The organism is Algoriphagus sp. UBA3586 (genome assembly GCF_002376385.1).
GTDB lineage: Bacteria > Bacteroidota > Bacteroidia > Cytophagales > Cyclobacteriaceae > Algoriphagus > Algoriphagus ornithinivorans.
This window is the reverse complement of the sequence record NZ_DFMT01000045.1, coordinates 49,283-71,027: the sequence shown is the minus strand read 5'-3', so window position 1 is coordinate 71,027 and position 21,745 is coordinate 49,283. Positions and strand designations below refer to the sequence as shown.

Annotated in this window: 23 protein-coding genes and 1 tRNA gene; 16 read left to right on the top strand and 8 right to left on the bottom strand. The window is 39.5% G+C overall.

Going from position 1 to position 21,745, the window contains the following annotated elements:
* Positions 1 to 315: 315 nt before the first annotated feature.
* The 7 genes from B2906_RS15940 to B2906_RS15910 all read left to right on the top strand — a co-directional run bounded on the left by B2906_RS15940 (position 316) and on the right by B2906_RS15910 (position 7,508).
* Positions 316 to 996: a succinate dehydrogenase cytochrome b subunit gene (locus tag B2906_RS15940; RefSeq protein WP_219956781.1), complete on the top strand. Its 681-nt coding sequence runs from the start codon at positions 316 to 318 to the stop codon at positions 994 to 996.
* A gap of 14 nt (positions 997 to 1,010) precedes the next feature.
* Positions 1,011 to 2,945: a fumarate reductase/succinate dehydrogenase flavoprotein subunit gene (locus tag B2906_RS15935; protein ID WP_091648743.1), complete on the top strand. Its 1,935-nt coding sequence runs from the start codon at positions 1,011 to 1,013 to the stop codon at positions 2,943 to 2,945.
* Between the two features lie 23 nt (positions 2,946 to 2,968).
* Positions 2,969 to 3,718, top strand: a complete 750-nt coding sequence (locus tag B2906_RS15930; RefSeq protein WP_091648745.1) for a succinate dehydrogenase/fumarate reductase iron-sulfur subunit — start codon at positions 2,969 to 2,971, stop codon at positions 3,716 to 3,718.
* Between the two features lie 196 nt (positions 3,719 to 3,914).
* Positions 3,915 to 5,345: a sodium:solute symporter family protein gene (locus tag B2906_RS15925; RefSeq protein WP_091648748.1), complete on the top strand. Its 1,431-nt coding sequence runs from the start codon at positions 3,915 to 3,917 to the stop codon at positions 5,343 to 5,345.
* Position 5,346: 1 nt separating this feature from the next.
* Positions 5,347 to 5,787, top strand: coding sequence for a GNAT family N-acetyltransferase (locus tag B2906_RS15920; RefSeq protein ID WP_144603797.1), 441 nt, complete (start codon positions 5,347 to 5,349; stop codon positions 5,785 to 5,787).
* A 1-nt stretch (position 5,788) separates the two neighbouring features.
* The gene (locus B2906_RS15915) at positions 5,789 to 6,859 is read left to right on the top strand and encodes an alanine racemase (RefSeq protein WP_219956779.1); all 1,071 of its coding nucleotides are present in this window, start codon (positions 5,789 to 5,791) and stop codon (positions 6,857 to 6,859) included.
* A gap of 70 nt (positions 6,860 to 6,929) precedes the next feature.
* A complete protein-coding gene (locus B2906_RS15910; protein WP_091648755.1) occupies positions 6,930 to 7,508 on the top strand; it encodes a porin family protein in 579 nt (192 codons plus the stop codon).
* A gap of 48 nt (positions 7,509 to 7,556) precedes the next feature.
* On the opposite strand, the gene B2906_RS15905 is transcribed toward B2906_RS15910, so the two are convergent.
* The 3 genes from B2906_RS15905 to B2906_RS15895 form a co-directional block, all read right to left on the bottom strand.
* Positions 7,557 to 8,645, bottom strand: coding sequence for an SO2930 family diheme c-type cytochrome (locus tag B2906_RS15905; RefSeq protein ID WP_286941643.1), 1,089 nt, complete (start codon positions 8,643 to 8,645; stop codon positions 7,557 to 7,559).
* Between the two features lie 2 nt (positions 8,646 to 8,647).
* Positions 8,648 to 9,943, bottom strand: coding sequence for a parallel beta-helix domain-containing protein (locus B2906_RS15900; RefSeq protein WP_286941642.1), 1,296 nt, complete (start codon positions 9,941 to 9,943; stop codon positions 8,648 to 8,650).
* A 72-nt stretch (positions 9,944 to 10,015) separates the two neighbouring features.
* Positions 10,016 to 10,579: a Crp/Fnr family transcriptional regulator gene (locus B2906_RS15895; RefSeq protein ID WP_091648766.1), complete on the bottom strand. Its 564-nt coding sequence runs from the start codon at positions 10,577 to 10,579 to the stop codon at positions 10,016 to 10,018.
* An 84-nt stretch (positions 10,580 to 10,663) separates the two neighbouring features.
* Between B2906_RS15895 and B2906_RS15890 the strand changes: the two genes are divergently transcribed.
* A complete protein-coding gene (locus tag B2906_RS15890; protein ID WP_219956776.1) occupies positions 10,664 to 11,224 on the top strand; it encodes a porin family protein in 561 nt (186 codons plus the stop codon).
* A 16-nt stretch (positions 11,225 to 11,240) separates the two neighbouring features.
* Here B2906_RS15890 and ruvC read toward each other — a convergent pair whose 3' ends face one another.
* The gene (gene ruvC / locus B2906_RS15885; protein WP_091648771.1) at positions 11,241 to 11,816 is read right to left on the bottom strand and encodes a crossover junction endodeoxyribonuclease RuvC; all 576 of its coding nucleotides are present in this window, start codon (positions 11,814 to 11,816) and stop codon (positions 11,241 to 11,243) included.
* 21 nt (positions 11,817 to 11,837) lie between these two features.
* On the opposite strand from ruvC, the gene B2906_RS15880 reads away from it, so the two are divergent.
* The 8 genes from B2906_RS15880 to B2906_RS15845 all read left to right on the top strand — a co-directional run bounded on the left by B2906_RS15880 (position 11,838) and on the right by B2906_RS15845 (position 18,176).
* Positions 11,838 to 12,959 (top strand): glycosyltransferase, encoded by a 1,122-nt coding sequence (locus B2906_RS15880; protein ID WP_286941639.1) that lies wholly within the window; start codon positions 11,838 to 11,840, stop codon positions 12,957 to 12,959.
* Between the two features lie 6 nt (positions 12,960 to 12,965).
* Entirely contained in the window at positions 12,966 to 13,217 is a 252-nt protein-coding gene (locus B2906_RS15875; protein WP_286941638.1) for a hypothetical protein, read from the top strand.
* Entirely contained in the window at positions 13,207 to 14,430 is a 1,224-nt protein-coding gene (locus B2906_RS15870) for a PP2C family protein-serine/threonine phosphatase (protein WP_286941636.1), read from the top strand. Before B2906_RS15875 ends, B2906_RS15870 begins: the two co-directional genes overlap by 11 nt.
* Complete coding sequence (locus B2906_RS15865) at positions 14,430 to 15,053, top strand: polysaccharide deacetylase family protein (protein WP_286941633.1); 624 nt, start codon at positions 14,430 to 14,432, stop codon at positions 15,051 to 15,053. The genes B2906_RS15870 and B2906_RS15865 overlap by 1 nt, the downstream gene beginning before the upstream one ends.
* Positions 15,054 to 16,157, top strand: coding sequence for a glycosyltransferase (locus B2906_RS15860; RefSeq protein WP_286941631.1), 1,104 nt, complete (start codon positions 15,054 to 15,056; stop codon positions 16,155 to 16,157).
* Positions 16,154 to 16,936, top strand: coding sequence for a TatD family hydrolase (locus tag B2906_RS15855; protein WP_286941628.1), 783 nt, complete (start codon positions 16,154 to 16,156; stop codon positions 16,934 to 16,936). The genes B2906_RS15860 and B2906_RS15855 overlap by 4 nt, the downstream gene beginning before the upstream one ends.
* Positions 16,926 to 17,993, top strand: coding sequence for an asparaginase (locus tag B2906_RS15850; RefSeq protein WP_091648789.1), 1,068 nt, complete (start codon positions 16,926 to 16,928; stop codon positions 17,991 to 17,993). The genes B2906_RS15855 and B2906_RS15850 overlap by 11 nt, the downstream gene beginning before the upstream one ends.
* A gap of 95 nt (positions 17,994 to 18,088) precedes the next feature.
* Positions 18,089 to 18,176 (top strand) — tRNA-Ser (locus B2906_RS15845).
* Between the two features lie 144 nt (positions 18,177 to 18,320).
* On the opposite strand, the gene B2906_RS15840 is transcribed toward B2906_RS15845, so the two are convergent.
* The 4 genes from B2906_RS15840 to B2906_RS15825 all read right to left on the bottom strand — a co-directional run bounded on the left by B2906_RS15840 (position 18,321) and on the right by B2906_RS15825 (position 21,743).
* Positions 18,321 to 18,731: a terminase small subunit gene (locus B2906_RS15840; protein ID WP_286941626.1), complete on the bottom strand. Its 411-nt coding sequence runs from the start codon at positions 18,729 to 18,731 to the stop codon at positions 18,321 to 18,323.
* A gap of 100 nt (positions 18,732 to 18,831) precedes the next feature.
* Positions 18,832 to 19,350 carry a hypothetical protein gene (locus B2906_RS15835; RefSeq protein WP_286941624.1) on the bottom strand — a complete coding sequence of 173 codons (519 nt, stop codon included), beginning with the start codon at positions 19,348 to 19,350 and terminating at the stop codon, positions 18,832 to 18,834.
* Between the two features lie 22 nt (positions 19,351 to 19,372).
* Positions 19,373 to 20,101 carry a DUF2971 domain-containing protein gene (locus tag B2906_RS15830; protein WP_286941623.1) on the bottom strand — a complete coding sequence of 243 codons (729 nt, stop codon included), beginning with the start codon at positions 20,099 to 20,101 and terminating at the stop codon, positions 19,373 to 19,375.
* A 127-nt stretch (positions 20,102 to 20,228) separates the two neighbouring features.
* Positions 20,229 to 21,743 carry an HsdM family class I SAM-dependent methyltransferase gene (locus B2906_RS15825; RefSeq protein ID WP_286941621.1) on the bottom strand — a complete coding sequence of 505 codons (1,515 nt, stop codon included), beginning with the start codon at positions 21,741 to 21,743 and terminating at the stop codon, positions 20,229 to 20,231.
* Positions 21,744 to 21,745 lie beyond the last annotated feature (2 nt).

The following is a 21,745-nucleotide window of genomic DNA, read 5'->3' as shown; positions in this document are numbered from 1 at the left end:
TCCCGATTGATCCAATTTTATTTTAAAAACACTAGAAGAGACGAAAAGTTGACTCCTCGTGTTCAATTCTTCGAAATATACTTACGAAATAAAGGGAAGTAAGTAGAAATTCTCCGTAAAATCAAACAATAAAATCAAACAGCCTGTTGAATGAACTCATAGACTGGCTATTTAAAACGATTAAACAAGGATTTTATTTAGAACCTTTTAAAATAAGATCGGAGATTATGAATGGATTGTTTACTAGCTGTTCCACATGTAAATTTGGAGCAGTTATTATAAGACATTCGTTTTAAACTAATTCAAAAAAATTGTATGAGCTGGGTTACCAAAACCTTAAGTAGCACACTGGGAAGAAAATTGATCATGGGATTGACCGGTTTATTCCTCATCCTGTTTTTGACAGGGCACGTATCAGGAAATTTATTGCTTTTCAAAGGCGATGATGGTCAGGCATTTAATATTTATGCCAAATTTATGACTACCAATCCGGCAGTAAAGATCCTCTCTTATTTAACCTACATTTCTATCATTGGACACGTAGTTTGGTCTATCTGGCTAACTAGACAGAATAAAGCAGCCAGACCAGTAGGTTACGCCGTGTCCAAAGCTTCTACTAATTCAACCTGGTCCTCCAGAAATATGGGGATTTTGGGTACTATCATTTTGATTTTCTTGGTAGTCCATTTACAGGGCTTTTGGTATGAAATGCACTGGGGGAATGTACCAACTGTAACCTATGAAGGAGAAGAGTACAAAGACCTTTTCAGCATAGTAACCTTCGCATTTCAGAATGAATTATTGGTTGCAGGATACGTTATAGCAATGGGTTTCCTTGGCTTTCACTTATCGCATGGATTTGCAAGTGCATTCCAGACTTTAGGCTTAAGTCATAAAAAATATTCTCCTGCAATAGAAACTGTAGGTAAGATTTATTGTGTGGTGGTTCCTGCGGTATTTGCCAGCATGCCACTTTATATCTATTTCACTAGCTAATTTAATAGTCCCGTATGATACTAGATTCCAAAATACCTGCTGGTCCTTTAGCAGAAAAATGGACTAAGCACAAGTTTAACAGCAAGCTGGTCAATCCGGCAAACAAGAGAAAGTACGAGGTCATCGTAGTGGGTACAGGTTTAGCAGGAGCTTCTGCGGCAGCTTCTCTGGCAGAGTTGGGTTACAATGTCAAGGCTTTTTGTTTCCAGGATAGTCCAAGAAGAGCGCACTCTATTGCGGCTCAGGGCGGAATCAATGCTGCTAAAAACTATCAAAACGACGGCGACTCAGTATTCAGATTATTTTATGATACCGTAAAAGGTGGTGACTACCGTGCCAGAGAGGCAAATGTGTACCGCCTAGCGGAGGTATCAGTTAATATTATTGACCAATGCGTAGCTCAAGGTGTACCATTCGCACGTGAATACGGAGGTCTTTTGGCCAACCGTTCCTTCGGAGGAGCGCAGGTTTCAAGAACCTTCTACGCCCGTGGTCAAACCGGACAGCAATTGTTATTGGGAGCTTATTCAGCTTTGAGTAGACAAGTTGCTAACGGAAAAGTAAAATTATATCCTCGTACCGAGATGATGGACGTGGTGGTGATCGATGGTCAGGCCAAAGGTATTGTGACCAGAAATCTGATTACCGGCGCCATTGAAACACATGCTGCCCATGCAGTATTGCTTTGTACAGGAGGATATGGAAACGTGTTCTTCCTATCAACCAATGCAATGGGTTCCAATGTAACAGCGGCTTGGAGAGCTCACAAGCGCGGTGCTTACTTTGCGAACCCTTGCTATACTCAGATTCACCCTACCTGTATTCCAGTTTCTGGAGATCATCAGTCTAAATTGACTTTGATGTCAGAATCTTTGAGAAATGATGGTAGAGTATGGGTGCCTGCCTCCAAAGAAATGGCTGAAAAGCTGAGAAAAGGTGAGATTAAAGCAAATGATATTCCTGAGAATGAAAGGGATTATTATTTGGAGAGAAAATATCCTTCTTTCGGTAACCTTGTGCCAAGAGATGTGGCTTCAAGAAATGCAAAATATGTTTGCGACGAAGGAAGAGGGGTGAATGAAACTGGTGAAGCAGTTTTCTTGGATTTCAGAGATGCAATCAAAAGAGATACTGAAGAGGTGATCAGAGCTAAATATGGTAACCTTTTCGATATGTATCAGCAAATCACCGGTGAAAACCCATACAAAGTACCTATGATGATTTATCCAGCTGTTCACTACACAATGGGTGGGCTTTGGGTAGATTACAATTTGATGACGACTGTGCCTGGTTTGTATGCATTGGGAGAGGCTAACTTCTCTGACCATGGTGCGAATAGATTAGGAGCATCTGCTTTGATGCAAGGTTTGGCAGATGGTTATTTCGTAATCCCTTACACTGTGGGAGACTACCTAGCTCAAATCGGACCAAAGCCAGTGGATACCAATCATCCGGAGTTCGAAAAGACTGCGAAAGAAGTGAAGGAGAGAATCCAAAAGCTTTTGAGCATTAAAGGGTCAAAAACCGTCGATTATTTCCATAAGAAACTTGGTAAAATCATGTGGAATGAATGCGGAATGGCTAGAACGGCTGAAGGTTTGTCAAAAGCTAAAGCTGAAATCAAAGCATTGAGAGCAGAATTCTGGAAAGACGTGAAAGTCCTTGGTGATAATGAGGAACTTAATCAGTCTTTGGAAAAAGCGCATAGAGTAGCTGACTTCCTTGAATTGGGAGAATTGATGATCGATGATGCTTTGAATAGAAATGAGTCCTGTGGAGGACACTTCAGAGAGGAATATCAAACTCCGGAAGGAGAGGCTTTGAGAGATGATGAAAACTTCGCTTACGTTGCTGCCTGGAAATACACAGGGGACAATCAGGAGGAAGAACTCTACAAAGAGCCTTTGGAGTTTGAAAACGTGAAGTTGACCCAGCGCTCATATAAATAATCAAGACAAAAATTCATAGTAGTATGAAATTGACATTAAAAGTTTGGAGACAGAAAAACAACGCCGATCAAGGCAAGTTTGTCTCCTACCCTGTAGAGGGAATATCCAAAGACATGTCCTTCTTGGAAATGATGGACGTGCTCAACGAACAATTGACTGAAAAAGGAGAAGATCCTGTACATTTTGATCATGACTGTAGGGAAGGTATCTGTGGAATGTGCTCCATGTACATTAATGGTAAGCCACATGGTCCTCAGCAAACTACTACCTGTCAGTTGCACATGAGATCTTTTAACGACGGTGAGACCATCACCATTGAACCTTGGAGAGCGAAGGCTTTCCCAGTGGTAAAGGATTTAGTGGTAGACCGATCTTCATTTGACAGAATTATTCAAGCCGGGGGGTATGTATCCGTAAACACCGGTGGTGTTCCTGATGCAAACGAAATTCCTATCCCTAAGAAAATTGCAGATGAAGCGTTTGATGCGGCGACCTGTATCGGTTGTGGTGCTTGCGTAGCAGCTTGTAAAAATGCCTCAGCAATGCTTTTCACTTCGGCAAAGATCTCTCAATTGTCCATGTTGCCACAGGGGCAGGTAGAAAGAAAAGAAAGAGCAGAAAAGATGATTGCTCAAATGGATGCCGAGGGATTCGGAGCTTGTACCAATACAGGTGCCTGCGCTGCAGAGTGTCCTAAAGGTATTTCCCTAACTAATATTGCGAGAATGAATAGAGAGTATTTCTCTGCAGTGGTGAGTAGCGAAAACGTCTAAAATCCATATTAACGAAAAGAGCCAGGTTCGCCTGGCTTTTTTGTTTCTATACATTCAATTTGTGTTTTTTAAAGTGGAAATAGGACTGAAAAGTTATTTTTAACATAAAAACCCAATAAAATTTCAAATTAGAGGCTTTTTTGCTAACTTTGAAAAATTATATTTTAAAATCAATTGATACAAATCCAAAAACATAATGCATTCCATAGATCTCTTGATCTTCCTGATATACATGATCGCCATGCTAGGTGTGGGCTATTTTTTCATGAGAAAAAACACAGGACAGGAGGACTATTATGTTGGAGGCAGGAGTATAGGTAGTCTTCATATTGGATTATCAGTTGTAGCAACTGATGTAGGTGGAGGATTTTCAATTGGACTAGGAGGCTTAGGTTTCGCAATGGGACTTTCAGGTTCCTGGATGCTATTTACAGGATTATTGGGAGCTTGGCTTGCAGCAGTTATTTTAATTCCTAGAGTAAAGTCCGACCCGGCATTTGCCAAATTTTTCACCTTTCCTCAGATAGTAGGATATCTCTATAATTCCACCACTGCAAGAGTGGCAGCTTTGATCTGTTTTTTGGGATATTTAGGATTTACCTCTTCTCAATTATTAGCCGGTGCAAAATTGGCTTCAGGTACTTTTGAGGCTTTGGATTTGCAAACGGCTTTATTGATCATGGGTGCGATAGCAGTTGTTTACACCGTGATGGGAGGCCTTAAAGCCGTTATCTACACAGATACTATCCAATGGATTATTTTAATGCTGGGCTTGATGTTTATCGGTATACCCATGTCCTTTCATTATGTAGGTGGATGGCAGGGTATTCAGTCCACCTTACCAGCTGAATTCTTCTCCTTTTCCAATTTAACCTGGCAGGATTTATTCAATTGGGGAATTACTATTATCCCAATTTGGTTTGTAGGAATGACGCTCTATCAAAGGATTTTCGCAGCCAGAGATGTCAAAACAGCCAAAAGAGCATGGTTTATTGCCGGACTGTTTGAATGGCCAATCATGGCGCTGATGGGAGTATCTCTGGGTTTACTTTCAAGAGTCGCGGTCGAGCAGGGGGCTTTAGAAGGTTTTACTACGGCCATGGATCCGGAAATGGGATTACCTGTTTTGCTAAGCCAGATTTTGCCGGCTGGGATTTTGGGGCTGATGATGTCTGCTTATTTTTCTGCGGTTCTTTCTACAGCTGATTCTTGCTTGATGGCTGCATCCGGGAATTTGACTACAGATTTGTTAGGCAAATATTTAAAAGGGAAATCTCACAAGTTGGAGATGAGAGTGTCCCAATTATTGACACTGCTGATTGGAATAGTAGCGATTGTAATTGCTTGGCAAATGACGGAAGTTCTAAGCTTGATGCTTTATTCCTATGCCTTCATGGTATCTGGTTTACTTGTACCAGTTGTGGCTGGGCTATTCTTTAAAAAGGATAATTCAAAAGCTGCGGTGTCTGCAATGATAATAGGAGGGGGCTTGACAGCTACCCTTACCTTCTTGGAAGTTGGGCTTCCATTTGGCTTGGATGCCAACTTATTTGGCTTAACTGCCTCTTTATTTACTTATATTAGTATTTATAAAATTGATCAAATCTTTATCCCTAGTAATAAATAATATGATAAAATTAGAAACTCTCTCCGCAATTGATAATGCAACTTTCCTTCAGAAAAATGAAATAGCAGATTTTCTGTTTGAGCATTTGGGGAAATATGGAGACCCTAAAGATGATATTATGAAGTGCTTGGATTATGCACTTGATCAGGGACTTCATGCAGGTGGCTTTGTTGTCATTGCCCGTGAAAATGGGAAAATTGTAGGAACGTTGGTAATGAATAAGACTGGTATGTCTGGTTATATACCTGAAAATATCCTGGTTTATATCGCTGTAGATGCTTCTCAAAGAGGAAAAGGGATTGGCGGAAAAATCATGGATATGGCTATCAAAATGGCAAATGGAGCAATTGCATTGCACGTAGAACCAGATAATCCGGCGAAAAAATTGTATGAAAGACTAGGATTTACAAACAAATACCTCGAAATGAGATTGAATAAGTAAGATGGCTTATCTCACATTAAATAAATCCAAGCTCAAAGACAACTTTGAGTTCCTTAAAAAGAAATTTAACGAAAGCGGCGTCGCATGGGGAGTAGTCTCCAAGCTACTATGCGGTAATAGACTTTTTTTGCAGGAATTGATCAACCTTGGCGTTGATGAAGTTCATGACAGCCGAATCAGCAATCTTGCGATGGTCAAGAAGCTGAATCCAGAAGTTCAGACTGTTTATATCAAGCCTGTTTCCAAAAGGAATGTGGGCAAAATGGTAGAATTTGCAGATGTCTCACTCAACAGTGAATTGGAGACAATTCATTGGATCAGTGAAGAAGCTGTGCTCCAAAATAAAAAGCATAAGATCATTATAATGGTTGAAACCGGTGATCTGCGGGAAGGAGTGATGGGAGAACAGTTGGTTGATTTCTATTCGGAAGTTTTTAAGCTCCCAAATATTGAAATCATAGGTTTGGGCACGAATCTCAATTGCCTCAACGGAGTAATGCCTTCAACTGATAAGTTGATACAGCTTTCTTTGTACAAGCAAATCATCGAACTGAAATTCAATAAAAAGATTCCTTGGGTTTCGGCAGGCACTTCTGTGACTATTCCTCTGATGCTGACTCATCAACTGCCAATGGGAATTAATCACTTTAGAGTAGGGGAGACCCTATTTTTTGGAGTGGATCTGTTTGAAGAAAAAATAATCGACGGGATGCATGGTGATGTATTTGAGCTGCATGCAGAGATCATCGAAATGCAGGAAAAACCTTTACTTCCAGTTGGAAATCTTGCAGCCAATCCTCAGGGAGAGGTGGCAGAAATTGATGAAAGCCTCTACGGACAGACCTCATATAGGGCAATTGTAGATGTAGGACTTCTTGACGTTGACCCTAAGTATCTATTGCCAAAGGATTCCAGCATAGAAATATTAGGCGCTAGTTCAGATATGATTATCATTAATTTGGGAGAAAACCCGAATAAGTATCACGTAGGCGATGAATTGACATTTGACCTCAAATACATGGGGGCTTTGGGTATTTTGAATTCTAATTACGTGGATAAAACCGTCATATAAATAGAAAGCTGGTTAGGCCATTTGGCATCAATTTTGGACTTTCGTCCGCTTACCAACTATTTTATTTATCATGAAAAAATACCTATTGATTTTAGGGTTTGGCTTATTGATGATAAGCAATGTCCAAGCTCAGTCTGGCATCGGTTTCAGAGGAGGTGTTAACTTCTTCAACTTCGGAGGAAGTGATGTTTCAGAAAATGATTACACCAATAGAGCAGGATTCCATGCAGGGATTTATGCCAATTTCTTACCGGATAGCCCTGTAAGCTTGGAGCCAGGTGTATTTTACTCTGTGAAGGGTACGCAAAATAATGATGCATTGAACAGCAGAGCAATTTTGAATTATGTAGATGTACCGGTGCTATTACGTTTAAAGGCCGGAGATAGCTTCAATATATTTGCAGGACCTCAAGTCTCATTTTTACTGGATTCCAAATTTGAAGGGGATTTCGGGAGTTCTACGGTTTCCCTTCAGACTTCCAATGTTAGAGATTTAGATACTGGATTGGTTTTTGGAATTGGTTTCAACCCTGCCTCGGGCTTAAACCTTCAAGGTTCTTATGATTTTGGGATGACTCCGGTTTTTAAGGACAGTGATGCAGATGTTTACAATAGAGGATTTAAAATTTCCTTGGGAATATCTCTTTAAAAACAATAGATGGCAAAACCCCTCAGTCTTACGGAAGATTGAGGGCTTTTACTTTAAAGACAAAATCCACTCCCTAATCAGCTGAATTCCTTCCTCATGGACTGTAGTTCTTCCAATTTCAGGCATTGCAACTCCCACCTCAGTACTCTTCATCCTGTGTAAAAGAATGGATTCATCTGGTTTCCCCGGTAAAATATCATAAGTGAATTTTCCCGCTCCTTTTCCTGCCGCTACTGGAGTTTTATTCAGCCCCAATTTTAAAGGGTCTGTTTCTTCATAATCTAAAAATAACCCTGAAGTACTGGCTGGTCCTTCTGCATTGTGACAATGAGCGCAGTTAATATCCAAATAAGCTCTTGCCCTCAGGTTAAGGGTTTGATTTTTATCCTCGTAATTAATCAGACTAGGATGGCTTAAGGGACTTTCAAATCCGTTTAATTTTCCTTTTTCCTGCCAAACAATTAATTGATTTTTAGGACTTGCTCCCTCAGTTTTTTCCCAATTGAGATGTTTAATTTGCGCTCCAATAGGAGCCATCTGCTCATTCTTATTATGACAGGATTTACACTGATTCTTATTGGGGATTAAATAGTCAATTACCTGTTCTTTCCCATCCAGATTTGTGAATTTTACCTTTGTTTGTCCACCAACCACCTTGAGCTGAGCATCTGTTTGGGCTTCATTCCAGATATAAGGATAAGCTTCCCAGCCCGAACTTCCCAAGATCAAAAGTCTAGTCTCAATAATTCTTTTTTTGTCCTCTGGTTTCCTGAAATCTTCCGGATAATAGAAGTTTTTGATGAATATGGTTCCCTCTGGAAAATTGATTTCTCCATCAATGATTTCAGCGATACTATCCTTAGGAATGGATACAAAACGAGACTTGAATGCATAATCAGTAAATAGGGAAGATGCAGGAGAGTACTCTAAAAGCTCTGAATTTTGGTGTAATTTGTTTAGCTCACCTTCAAAAAAGCTATAGGTAGATAACCACTTGTAAGGTAAATTTCCGTCCGCATTTTCTTCTTCAACGGGAAGTTTAGCTACTGCCTGCTCCGGTGTCTCTTTTTTGCAGGAAAAGATAGCAAATAGAAGAATTCCAAAGGTGATCCAAGAAGTGAACTTGTTCAAGATCATGGTTATAAGCTTTGAATTACTGAAATATCAGTTGCAACAGAAACAGTACAATTAGTAAATGGCTGGTAGTTTTTACTGGATTTAATTTCCTCTTTCCCTCCTGAAAGGTCAAAAAGTGTGAAGAAAAGTTCAGACATATTGGCTTCATCAATACAAATCTTCATGGGGTTGTTTTCTATAGTCTTGGAAAGGTTTTGATCCCAAAAACCATCGTAGATAATATCCTGGGTTTTTGCTTTCCCATGGGCATTATACAAACTGACCAATTGACCTAATTCCCTTGTCAAATCGGGGAATCCCTTACTTCTGTCATATTCATTGTCATGAACGTAAATATTGCTGGTATACGGAGACCAGTTGGGGGCATCTGTAGGAAAACCAGTAATTTGATAGCTGGCTATGGCTATTCCGGCGGTTTTGTTCCTAAGGATTTTATTACCAAAAACTTCCACATCCTTGGCGGCTAGCAACACAATGCCTGAACCAGGAGGGATCATGGTTACGGTATTTCCGTTTGGTCCTTCTCCTATAGGTGTAGCAAAGTTCTTATGATTATTCTCCAGAATTTGGTTGTTGTAAATTTTGGTTCCTTTTCCGTCCGATTTAGGTAGGCCAGGAAGATTGAAGACCAAAATGCCGCCAGAATTATTTCTGGCAACATTATTAAAAACCTCAGCATTATCAGAATTTTCAATTTCTATTCCAGCGACATTTCCGAAGGCCAAGGAGTTTTTGACAATAATATTTTCTGACTGACCAACATATATCCCTGCATCCTTGGAATGAGATGCGACGCAATCATCAATGACTACATTTTTACACTGCACTGGATAGATCCCATAAGTTCCATTTTTTGACTTATCCCCATTCGTCCATGTAACGTTGATTTTCCGAAATACTATGCCATCCGTGTGCTGTGCTTTAATCCCATCTCCGGGAGCATCTTCTATAGTTAAATCCTCTATTTTGATATTATTCCCAACAATTTTTACACCCTCTCCACCGGTTTTAAGGCCTCTAAAAGAAAGGACTGTTTTCATCATTCCGGCTCCCTTAATGGTGACATTGGATTTATTATCCAAGATTAGCTGGGTATTCAACTCATAAAAACCTTCTGGGATCTCAATCACAGAACTATCCTCAGCCATAATAAAAGCTTCAATAATATGCTCTACTTCTTCTATACTTTTTTTGGGAAGTTTGGAAGAATCAAAAAGTTGCTCATGGTTGGAATCCGAGCATCCAATCAGTAATAGAAAAAAAACTAATAGAGCTGGGGGAAAGGCAATTTTTCTCATGTGTAGGCTAATTCTGGGTTATATCAAAATTAACCTATCCCTGATTTTTAGACCTTGATAAAAGTCAAAATTTCAAATTCTGGCTCGTATTCTACTGAGTGTTTCAATAGTCATATCCAGAAAAGAGGCGATTTGCCCCACTGAAGCCTTCTGTATAATCTTAGGCTTTTTATCCATCAATTCCAGATATCGATCCTTCGCAGATTTAAATTTGGAGAAGATTAATTGCTCCTCAAGCGCGATGTAATATTTCTCTAATATGATCCTGTAAGCCCTTTCCATTTCCGGAAATTCAACAAAACATTGTTGTAAATTTTGATGTGAAATCCGGTACAGCAATGATTTTTCCAAAGTTTCAATGGTTTCGTAGCTGGGACTTCTCGTGATAAACGAGTGCATAGCAGTAACAAACTCTCCCTCCAAAGAGAAAGAAACCGTGATATCTCTGTTTTCACGGGTATAATAGCTTCTTGCAGAGCCTTCAGAAATATAATATAAATAGCCACTAACATGACCTTCTTGTTCCAGCTTAAAACCTTTTTCAGCTTTGATTTCTTCTAATTTTGAAATAAAACCTACTCTAGTCGCTTCACTGACAGTAGTAATATTTTCAAAAAGGCCCGTTGATTGTTTCATAGCACAAATTAAAAAAATCAACCGAAATACTTTTAAATAATGTGCTTCAGTTAGTTTTATGGAAATTTAAAACATAATGAACATATGAGAAAGATTTTAACGCTATTCTTTGTGGTTGGATTGATTTCAGCCTCCCATGCTCAATTTGGATTGAGAGCTGGTTTTTCATCTTCCAATTTTTCAGATACTAATTATAAAGCAAATCCAGGCTTTCATGGAGGGGTGTATTACACTTTAGGAACCGAGTCTTTAGCAATTGAGCCAGGAGTGCAATTTTCCCAAAGAGGCTTTGAAACTAATGCCATTCCCTCCGGAGCTGTTGTTACTGAAAGTTTGGATTATGTAGATTTCCCTTTGTTGGTAAGGCTTTACATATTCCCTGTTTTGAACGTCTTTGCGGGGCCACAGTACAGCAAATTAATCTCAAGAAAAAGAGAAGAGCCGGGAGATGTGCAAACTGACATGAATGTTTTGGAACAAAATGACTTTGCGGGAGTAGTAGGAATCAGCGCATCGCCAGTGCCCAAGTTGAATTTACAAATCAGTTACGATATGGGGTTTTCTAATTTGAATTATTACGGGAGAAACGTTAAAAATCAGGTTCTGAAGCTTTCTGTTTCATTTGACCTTTACAGTACCTACTGATTAATTTCCCTGCTGTCTATTTTTTAATCCTGTCAGGATTTTCTTCAATAAAGGACTTCCAACCGGCACTTCTGCCTCTTGTCTGAACCCGTCCTTCATGAAAATGATGGCATAAAGCCACGGCCAAAGCATCTGTGGCATCCAACATTTTCGGTAATTCTTCCAATTTAAAAAGGGTCTGTAGCATAGCTGCTACTTGTTCTTTGGAGGCATTACCATTTCCTGTAACCGATTGCTTGACTTTTTTCGGAGAATATTCTGTAATGGGAATTTCTCTAGCCAAAGCTGCCGCCATCGCCACTCCTTGCGCTCTGCCTAATTTGAGCATGGATTGAACGTTTGCTCCGTAAAAGGGGGCCTCTAGGGCGACAGTGTCGGGTAAAAACTCATCAATGATCCCTGTGATTCTTTCAAAAATCTTTTTAAGTTTCAACTCATGCGTTTCGTACTTTTTAAGATGGATCACGCCATACTGCAGGAGTTTATATTGCTTTCCTTCTGTGAGTATCAACCCATACCCCATGACATTGGTACCAGGGTCAATCCCCAAAATGATTTTTTCCTTTGATTCTTTTTTGCTTGCTTTACTCACATCCGCAAGTTAGCCCAAAAGATGCTAAGTTTTTATCTGCTTTTTGCTTGTTTCTATTTCCTGACGCTGCTGGGATTAAAGTTCTATTGGGAGCGACAAGCTCAGAACTATGCCGGACTTCATACAAAAAGCTTTTTAGTAAGCCTCTTAATTCCCTTCCGAAATGAAGCAGAAAATCTGCCTTCTCTGATATCGCAACTCAAAAAATTAAGTTATCCCGATCTGGAAATTCTAATGATTAATGATCATAGTGAGGATAATTCCTTTGAAATTCTGCTTGAGGCTTTCAGAGAAGATCATCGAGTTCAAGTGATAACTTCAATAGGAGAAGGTAAAAAAGCGGCACTAAGTACCGGAATTCACTTGGCCCAGGGTGAATTGATTCTTACTACAGATGCGGATTGTGTTTTTCCTGAAAATTGGGTGGAAATCATCACTTCCGCTTTTTCAAGTCTCCAAACCCAACTCGTAGCAGGACCCGTTCAGGTGCTTGGTGGAAATAGTTTTTTGAATGAATTTCAGAAGTTGGATTGGGCAAGTATCGCTTTGCTGACTCATTATTCTTTTGAGACTCAAAACCCCTTGATGTGCAGTGCTGCAAACTTAGCTTTTAGAAAATCCGCCTTTTTAGCAGTGGATGGGTATGTGGGGAATGAAAATTACCTTTCCGGCGATGATGAGTTTTTGTTGAAAAAGATACATGGTAAGTTTGGGCCAGACTCCTGTATCTATTTGAAAAATCCTGAAAGCTTGGTTTCGACTAAAGCTGAGAAAAGCTGGGAAAAATTATTTAATCAAAGAGCCAGATGGGCCTCTAAATGGGATAAACATCAGTCTTTTTCTCACAGTGTAGCCAGTTTAATTCCTTTTATTATTCAGTTGGTATGGCTAAGCTCTTTGATTTTATTTGGTGAGGGCTGGACAGGGATTTTGTTATTTCTTGGAATTTGGACTATCAAATTTTTCACGGAATGGATGACTTTGGGAAAAGTCCTGAGTAGTTTTAAATTCCCAATTTCAAATAGAGGAATACTTTTCACCACTTTTGCACATCCTTTTTATGTCTTATTAGTTGGAATGAAAAGTTTATCGGGAAATGGATACTGGAAAGGGAGAAAGATCATAAAGAAAAGTTTGTCTTGAATAATCATGAGCGAAGAGGAATTTGATTTATTGGATGAGCTGTACTTTGTACAGCCATTCAGTTATTTACAAGAATCTACCAGTTGGGAGGATGAATTGATCCTAAAAACCCTTCAATCCTTATATCAAAAGGGCTACATTAAGTGCTTATCCGCTCCGGATGAGGAAAGATTTGATAAAGTAGATGTAATGAAAGAAGGATCGGAATTGCTGTACTTGGCTACCAAAGAGGGCTTAATGGCTCATAATGCATTATAAATTGATATCAGAAAATCATAAATATCAGCGTAAAGAACTGGAGCTTAAAGCGCTCTTAGAAATCACTCAAGCGATCAATGAAAATCAGCCTGAGGCGGTTTTAGGGGATATATTTAAGTTTACCTGCTTGGTTCACTTGAATATAAAATCTCTCCTTCTATATGTATCGAAGGAAGAAGGATTTGAAAAAAAGATAGCGCATGGAGTAAAAGGTAAAGTGCCTGCATACATTCCGAGAGATCAGGTTAAAGATGAAAAAAAATCTGGGCAGCTGCGCTTAGAACTCAATGCTGAATTCTCTTTTGAAGAACTGGAAACCTACCTTCCGGTATATCATAAGGAAAAGATGCTTGCCATTCTTTTTCTGAGAAGAAAGGATAGGGAAGAGGAGTTAGATCTGAATTTTACTCAAGCACTGACTAATATTCTGGTGGTGGCTTTGGAAAATAAGCGTTTTGCAAGAAAACAACTTCAGCAGGAAGTTCTCAATCGTGAAATTTCTATCGCGTCTAAGGTTCAACAAATGCTCTTTCCTTCAAAATTGCCCGATGAGGAAAGATTAAAGGCAAAAGTGACCTATTTCCCTCACAGTATGGTGGGAGGCGACTATTATGATTTCATTCAGCAGTCTGAGGATGTGTCCTATTTCTGTATCGCGGATGTTTCGGGGAAAGGAATTGCAGCTGCTTTATTGATGTCTAATTTTCAGGCTGCCTTGAGAACTCTTTTGAGAAGTGATGCCAACTTGCCGACAATTGTTAAGCAGTTGAATTACACACTTTTTGACAATACTCATGGGGAGCGATTTATCACGTTCTTTTTGGGTAAATTCAATCATAAAACCAGAAAGTTAGAATATGTCAATGCCGGACACAATCCACCGATTTTATGTAGGGAGGATGAAAATGAAATAGAATTACTGGAAGCGGGAACCACTATTTTAGGGGCTTTTGAAGAGCTGCCATTTTTGGAAATCGGAAATAGGGACTTATCGGCTGACTTTACGCTGCATCTCTATACTGACGGTTTGACAGAAACCTTGGACGAAGAAGAAAGAGAGTTTGGAGAAGATAGATTATCGGATTTTGTGAAGGATCATTTGTGCATTGATCCCGGAGATTTTCATGAAAAGTTTCTAGACGTTTTGAAGGCCTTCACCGGAGAAGTTCCACTGAGGGATGATTTGACATTGTTCAGTTTGCGTTTCAAATAATGCCTTGGTTTCCCAAAACTCCCAAACTTGCTCCACTACTTTTTCCTAAAAGGATTTGGAAGAAAGATACTCCCTTAGTCTATTTGACTTTTGACGATGGACCAGTTCCCGGGGTTACGGATTTTGTGTTGAATGAGCTAGCAAAAAGAGGGCAAAAAGCTACTTTTTTTGTAGTGGGGGATAATGTAAAAAAGCATACTGAACTGGCAAATAATCTCATTCAGGAAGGACATGGGATAGGAAATCACACCTTTAATCATCTTTTTGGAATCAAATATTCTTCTGAAACTTATCTGGAGAATGTTCAGAAATGCGATGAGATCTTGGAGGATCGCCTAGGGGTCAAAGTTGGTTTATTCAGGCCTCCGTATGGTTGGATGACTAATACCCAAGCCCGAAAAGTTTCCCAAACACACCAAATCGTCATGTGGGATGTGCTTTCGGCTGATTACGATCCTAAGCTAAGTGCTTCTCAAATATTATCTATAGCTAAAAAGCATACGGAACCGGGGTCTATCGTATTATTTCACGATCAAGAAAAAACTCGGCAAGTTTTGCCTGCTTTCCTTCCGGATTTTTTAGATTATGTGCTGGATCAAGGCTGGGAAACAGCCTCTCTCTAAATGCTCCTAGTTGCTGCCCTAATTTCCAGTTTTTTAATTCATCAATTTATAGTGGTGATCATTCGGATTAATCACTATTGGAAATCCTATGGGAATATTCAAAAGATGAAGGAATTTCCAAAAGTTTCTGTTCTTGTTGCAGCAAGAAATGAAGAACAACATTTACCCCAATTATTAGCATCTTTTGATTTGTTGGATTATCCAAAAGACCAAGTTGAATTTTTATTTGCAGATGATCAAAGCATTGATCAGACGCCTCAGTTATTAGACTCTTGGTGTCAAAAAAAGAAAAATGCCAATTACCTCAGCGTTCAGGAGGTAAAATCAACTGAAAAAAATCCTAAAGCTTTTGCACTTGGGCTTTTAGCAAAAAAAGCACAAGGTGATTATTTTCTATTTACAGATGCTGACTGTAAAGTCAATCCTCAATGGATCAAGGGAATGATCTCTTCTTTTCAAGAAAAAACAGGAATAGCCCTAGGTATCACCCAAGTAGCTGGGGCCGGGATATCTTCGTTTTTTCAGGAAATTGATTGGTGGAATACTCAGGGCTTTGTCAAAGTTGCCTCTGATATCAAATTATCCACCACTGGTCTGGGGAATAATATGGCTATCAAAGCTTCTGCTTACAGAGAAAGTGGAGGGTTTTTGGAAATACCTTTCTCATTAACAGAAGATCTGGAAATCAGTAAGGCCGTCAGCAAGTTGGGCTATGAGGTGATTTCAGAAGTAAGTCCGAATACTTTGGCCTTTACCAAAGCTGAATCAAGTTTGGTGACGCTATTAGCGCAAAGAAAGCGCTGGATGTTTGGAGTAATGACCCTGCCATGGTTTTGGAAAGTGATCCTGGGGTTACAGTTTTTTTATTTTCCTGCCATCATCTTTTTATACAGCTCCATAGGCTGGTGGATTTTGCTGGTTGCAGGCACGAAATCCTTTTTCCAGGCCTTGTTTCACTATACTTTTGCAAAAAAAGCAGGACGTAAGCTTTCATTTTGGAAGCTGTTAAGCTTTGATTTTTACTTTTTTCCTATCTCCCTCCTGACAATTCTTTATTACTTTTGGCCTTCTCCTGTAAAATGGAAATCAAGAAAATACCGATGAACCTGATTGATACTCACGCCCATATTTATTCTACCAAGTTTGATTCTGACTTAGACGCTGTTATTGAAGAAATTCGAAATAATGGTGTTGAGAAAATCTACATGCCCAATGTGGACGTAGCCACCATAGACAGAATGCTTGAATGCGAAAAGCGTTATCCTGGACTATGTATACCCATGATGGGTTTGCATCCCTGTGATGTCAAAGAAGACTTTTTAGCTCAATTGGATGAGATGAAGGGATGGTTAGACAAAAGGCCCTTTGCAGCGGTAGGAGAGATCGGGCTCGATTTGTATTGGGACAAGACCTATTTCGAGCAGCAACAAGAGGCGCTTCGAGTTCAAATAGCTTGGGCTAAAGAAAAGGAGCTTCCTATTGTGTTGCATTGTAGAGAGTCAATGGATGAAACCATAGAGATTGTTCGGGAAGAACATGATGGGAAATTGAAAGGGATATTTCATTGCTTTACGGGGAACTTAGTACAGGCCAATCAGATTATCGAAATGGGTTTTTTGCTGGGAATAGGTGGGGTAAGTACTTATAAAAATGGAGGCTTGGATCAAGTTTTGCCTCACATCGCCATTGAAAATCTGGTTTTGGAAACGGATGCGCCTTACTTGGCTCCCGTTCCTTTTCGGGGAAAGAGAAATACACCTGCCTATTTGCCTTATATCGCAGAGCGAGTAGGGGATTTGTTGGAGCTTAGTAAAGAAGAAGTGGCATTAAAAACCAAACAGAATGCCCTTCGCTTATTTAAGGAATTTAGCTATGAATTATAAGATAGTTCGACTCAATACACGGATAAAGTCCAGTAGAACTTCTTCCGTCTTGATTATCTACACTGGTGGTACCTTGGGGATGGCTTATGATGAAAGTGGTTCTCTTGTGCCTTTTAATTTTGGTCAGATTCTGGAAAAAATCCCGATTCTTTCCAATATGGATATTGCCATTACGGTGATTTCTTTTCCGGAGCCCATTGATTCCTCCAATGTATCTATGCATCATTGGAAGGATATGGCTTATATCATTACAGAAAACTATGATAGCTACGATGGCTTTGTTGTATTGCATGGAACAGATACCATGGCCTATTCTGCCTCCATGCTGAGTTACATGCTTCATGGACTGAATAAGCCTGTAATTTTTACCGGAGCTCAGTTGCCTATTTCAGCAATGCGATCTGATGCAAGGGAAAACTTGATGACCAGTTTGGAAATTGCTACTGCTAAGATTGATGATTATCCTATCGTCCCTGAGGTCTGTATTTTCTTTAACCACATGCTTCTTAGAGGTAATAGAGCTAAGAAGGTTCAGAGTGTGCATTTTGATGCCTTTGAGTCTGAAAACTATCCAAATTTGGCCGAATCCGGGATTGTCATCGATTATAATACGGCAGCGATTAGACCTTATGAGTCACATCGAAAATTGGTTAATCTGAATGATTTGGATAACCGAGTGATGATCCTGAAGCTTTTTCCGGGAATTACGGAGAAAGTGATGGATGCATGCTTTGATATAGAAGGGCTGAAAGGTGTTGTTTTGGAAACCTATGGGTCTGGAAACAGTCCGAGTGAGGCTTGGTTTATGAAATCTTTAGAGCGGGCAATCAAAAAAGGCCTGATCATTTTAAATGTATCCCAATGCAATGGTGGTCGAGTCATTCAAGGGCGCTATGAGACATCGAAGGAGTTATTGAATGTGGGTGTAGTGAGTGGTGCAGATATGACTACCGAGGCTGCGATTACTAAATTGATGTTCTTATTAGGGCAGGAAAAATCCACTGAAGAAATTAGAAGGAAGTTGACCATCCCTTTGGCAGGGGAAATGACAGGCTGATAAAAATGCTGCAATTTTCGAGGTAAATTTGGAATCGGGGGGAATAATTTTTTTCTTTGCACTCCGATTCAGAAATGGATCGGGATAATCAACCTAGAGAGGTGTCCGAGTGGTTGAAGGAGCACGCCTGGAAAGCGTGTATACCCCTAAAGGGTATCGAGGGTTCGAATCCCTTCCTCTCTGCAATAATTTAACCTAATCATCTGATTTGAAGATGGTTAGGTTTTTTATTTTTCGATAGGGTGTAAATAGGGGTGTTAATCCTTAGGTTTTGAAGGGTGGAATTGATTCAAAAACAGCTAATTATCAAAGTCTAAAAAAGTATGATTATTTCGCTTTGTCTTTCAACAATTCCCAAAGCTTCAACAAGGCCCCCAATTTATCATACATTTCTACTTTAACCCCAGTTTCTGTTTTTGTCAAATTTTTAATTCCAGCAGAGGTTTCTTTGGGAATATCTGACAGATTTCTCAACTTCCAATCATCCTCAAACAGGTCTGTGAGATTTGCAAAAGCAATCCTGGAAAGTTCTAACAAAACTCTTTCCTGGGTAACTCCTAGCCTATCTAGGATTGTTTCCGACCTTTCTTGGATATACTTTTCGATGTTAACATTTGACAACAATCTAGACCCTTGCTGTCTTGCTGTATGATCACTGTATCCTGCAAGTTTGGCTGCTTCCGTAGCATTGAACGTTGCAAGGTAATAGTTAGCAAAAGTGATTTCTTTCTGAGTCATTCCGATTAATTTGGAAATTTTGATGACAATTATCAATGACCGATTAGTGTAGAATCAAACACTTAAAGACCAAATATCCAAGCCCTATTGGAAATGACCCTTAATTGCATTGCCTGACTAAAGCTAAAATTGTTTTCTCATGATATTTATTAAAACAGATTGGTATACAATCTGCACCGATATGATATGCTAAAATTGTCCTATGTCTCCCATCTGAAATTCCAATTCTGAATTCACCATTCACATTCTCTGGGCTTACGGTTGGAGGATCTACAGGTTGAGCCTTTTCCCACAAATCCAATGTTGTAACAAACCGCATATTACTTGCTCGATCATTACTAAAAAGAGTACTGGGATTCAATTCACCAAAATCAATCAGTTTTACAAGATCATTGGTGCTAACTTTTACATGTATAAGGTTATTCCAAGGGCTAGGACTATTCATCATGTTTTGAAAAATCAAATCGTCTGTAGCCCAAATCGGTGTTATCCCCTTTATTCCTTTTATCCCTAGCCGACTATATTTTTCATACTGTCGATCGAGGTGAAGTCGCCGTTGCTTTTGTTTCTCAGATTCTATTTCAAAATCATGACCAAAAAATTCTAAGTCTTCACACATTTCAATAATAGTTCAAATTTTCTTATACCTCCCTAAAAGGAATTTTCGAAGAAATTGCTTCGATATGTTTTAACTTATGTTCACTCTTCAAAAATTCTTCAATGCCAACTCTATGAAGTTCACCATTGAGCGGATGAGTAGTAATTCTTGAGACACTATCGCAAGAACCTAAACTCAATGGAATATAGCTTACAAATATTCCAGTATTTGAAATTCTAAACTTTACATTTTCCCCTTCATTTTGGCCAGGCACTTCCGAAACAATTAATCGAACCTCTTCTTCTCTGGAATAAGCTGGGTGTTTAAATGCAATCTTCAACTCTTCGAGCCTTTCATTGTAATCCATCTCGATTGGATCAATTTCTCCCATAATTTCATAATATTCATTTTCGGAAATCGCATATTTCATCCTAATTTTTCCTTCTTTAAATCTTTCTGACTTCTCTTTGAAGTCAGAAATCAATTTCTCCAAAAGTTCAATTTGTTGATTTTCATCATAATTAATTTCAACCTTTACGACATACAAATCATAAGTTGTATTTAATTCTATCACTTTATTTAGGTCTATTTCAAGATTGTATCCATTCCCTTTGGAATAATAATTCCACATCGATAAGGAATCTCCATTTTTGCTGAATGAAACAACATGTCTCTCTGTAGGACTTAGAACAGCATTTCTGTATGATTCACTGAAAAGAACGTCATGAACGGATTTAAACTTATCTCCTTTCTTTTCAAGAATCTGTTTCATGAGTTGATCAAAGTAAAACTCTTCTGATGGATCATTCATGAACCGTAAATTTGTGCATCGCAATTCTTGGGAGTTCAAAATCCCAAATAGCCCTTGACCGGAAGTATAATGATATGCTTTCATAAAATCATTTTTCCAATATCCCCATTATCTCCCTAAACCCATCCAATGCAGCCTCCACATCCTCGATAATTTCTTCGGCCAATTCATCCGGATCGGGAAGGTTATCAAGGTCTGCTAGACTTTTGTCTTTGAGCCAGAAGATATCCAGATTGGTCTTGTCACGGTTTATGATTTCCTCATAGCTGAATTTGCGCCAACGACCATCTGGATTTGATTCGCTAAAGGTTTCTGTTCGCTTGTGGCGATTGGATGGATTGTAGCAGTTGATAAAGTCCTGCAAGTCCTCCAACTTCATCGTTCCCTTTTTCAGGGTATGGTGGATGTTTGTTCGGTAGTCATAGATCCAAACTTCTTTTGTCCAGGGTTCTTTCGAAGCTGGTTTGTTTTCGAAAAACAAAACATTTGCCTTTACACCATGGGCATAAAATATTCCTGTCGGTAGTCTAAGGATAGTGTGCAAATCCGTTGTCTTGAGTAGTTCTTTCCGAACTGTTTCACCCGCACCTCCTTCGAAAAGTACATTATCAGGAAGAACCACTGCAGCTTCACCATTGATTTTCATCAATGAACGGATATGCTGTAGGAAATTTAACTGCTTATTGGATGTGGAGGCCCAGAAGTCCTGTCTGTTGTAGCTAAGATCCTGCTTTTCCTGTTCTCCTTCTTCGTTGGTAATCGTCATGCTGCTTTTCTTCCCAAATGGAGGATTTGCAAGTACGTAGTCAACCCGAATTCCTTCATCTGCTATCAAAGCATCATTAGGCGAAATGAACGTATCTCCATCGATCTCTCCAATATTGTGAAGGAACATATTCATCAGGCATAGGCGGCGTGTGCTGGCCACAATTTCATTCCCCGAAAATGTGCTGTTCTTCAAGAAATGCTTCTGATCCCGATCCAATTGATGATGAGAAGTGATATAGTCGTATGCAGCTAAAAAGAAGCCTCCTGTGCCACAACTGGGATCATGAATGGTCTTGCCAGGCTTTGGTGTCAAACACTCCACCATAGCTCTAATCAGGGCTCTTGGAGTAAAATACTGTCCTGCACCCGACTTGGTATCTGCTGCATTCTTTTCCAACAAGCCTTCGTAGATATCGCCTTTTACATCTGCGCCGACCAAGGTCCAGTTCTCCTTAGAAATCAAATCAATCACCCGGAGTAACTTGGCAGGGTCTTGGATTTTGTTTTGGGACTTAGTGAAGATCTGTCCCAGAATTCCTTTCTCCGTACCCAATGAGCGAAGCATTTGGGAATAATAGGCTTCCAATTCGGCTCCACGCTTCATGGACAGTGTTTCCCAATTGCAAAATTCCCCATTGGGGATTTCCCGGCCTTCGGTATCCTTGATGCGTGGGAATTGAATATTTTTGGAATAGGGAGGCTTAGACATTTCGTCTGCCATCTTCAGGAAGAGCAGATAAGTAATCTGCTCCAGGTAATCCCCATAGCCAACTCCATCATCCCGGAGCACATTTGCGAAATTCCAGACTTTTGATATTAATGCTGATTCGGTCATTT

Coding starts and splice junctions, on each gene's coding strand:
- B2906_RS15850 (WP_091648789.1), top strand. CDS start 16,926: ATGAATTATAAGATAGTTCGACTCAATACACGGATAAAGTCCAGTAGA.
- B2906_RS15880 (WP_286941639.1), top strand. CDS start 11,838: ATGCTAAGTTTTTATCTGCTTTTTGCTTGTTTCTATTTCCTGACGCTG.
- B2906_RS15870 (WP_286941636.1), top strand. CDS start 13,207: ATGCATTATAAATTGATATCAGAAAATCATAAATATCAGCGTAAAGAA.
- B2906_RS15840 (WP_286941626.1), bottom strand. CDS start 18,731: ATGACTCAGAAAGAAATCACTTTTGCTAACTATTACCTTGCAACGTTC.
- B2906_RS15920 (WP_144603797.1), top strand. CDS start 5,347: ATGATAAAATTAGAAACTCTCTCCGCAATTGATAATGCAACTTTCCTT.
- B2906_RS15855 (WP_286941628.1), top strand. CDS start 16,154: ATGAACCTGATTGATACTCACGCCCATATTTATTCTACCAAGTTTGAT.
- B2906_RS15910 (WP_091648755.1), top strand. CDS start 6,930: ATGAAAAAATACCTATTGATTTTAGGGTTTGGCTTATTGATGATAAGC.
- B2906_RS15895 (WP_091648766.1), bottom strand. CDS start 10,579: ATGAAACAATCAACGGGCCTTTTTGAAAATATTACTACTGTCAGTGAA.
- B2906_RS15900 (WP_286941642.1), bottom strand. CDS start 9,943: ATGAGAAAAATTGCCTTTCCCCCAGCTCTATTAGTTTTTTTTCTATTA.
- B2906_RS15940 (WP_219956781.1), top strand. CDS start 316: ATGAGCTGGGTTACCAAAACCTTAAGTAGCACACTGGGAAGAAAATTG.
- B2906_RS15830 (WP_286941623.1), bottom strand. CDS start 20,101: ATGAAACAGATTCTTGAAAAGAAAGGAGATAAGTTTAAATCCGTTCAT.
- B2906_RS15825 (WP_286941621.1), bottom strand. CDS start 21,743: ATGACCGAATCAGCATTAATATCAAAAGTCTGGAATTTCGCAAATGTG.
- B2906_RS15890 (WP_219956776.1), top strand. CDS start 10,664: ATGAGAAAGATTTTAACGCTATTCTTTGTGGTTGGATTGATTTCAGCC.
- B2906_RS15925 (WP_091648748.1), top strand. CDS start 3,915: ATGCATTCCATAGATCTCTTGATCTTCCTGATATACATGATCGCCATG.
- B2906_RS15930 (WP_091648745.1), top strand. CDS start 2,969: ATGAAATTGACATTAAAAGTTTGGAGACAGAAAAACAACGCCGATCAA.
- B2906_RS15905 (WP_286941643.1), bottom strand. CDS start 8,645: ATGATCTTGAACAAGTTCACTTCTTGGATCACCTTTGGAATTCTTCTA.
- B2906_RS15875 (WP_286941638.1), top strand. CDS start 12,966: ATGAGCGAAGAGGAATTTGATTTATTGGATGAGCTGTACTTTGTACAG.
- B2906_RS15835 (WP_286941624.1), bottom strand. CDS start 19,350: ATGTGTGAAGACTTAGAATTTTTTGGTCATGATTTTGAAATAGAATCT.
- B2906_RS15935 (WP_091648743.1), top strand. CDS start 1,011: ATGATACTAGATTCCAAAATACCTGCTGGTCCTTTAGCAGAAAAATGG.
- B2906_RS15865 (WP_286941633.1), top strand. CDS start 14,430: ATGCCTTGGTTTCCCAAAACTCCCAAACTTGCTCCACTACTTTTTCCT.
- B2906_RS15915 (WP_219956779.1), top strand. CDS start 5,789: ATGGCTTATCTCACATTAAATAAATCCAAGCTCAAAGACAACTTTGAG.
- B2906_RS15860 (WP_286941631.1), top strand. CDS start 15,054: ATGCTCCTAGTTGCTGCCCTAATTTCCAGTTTTTTAATTCATCAATTT.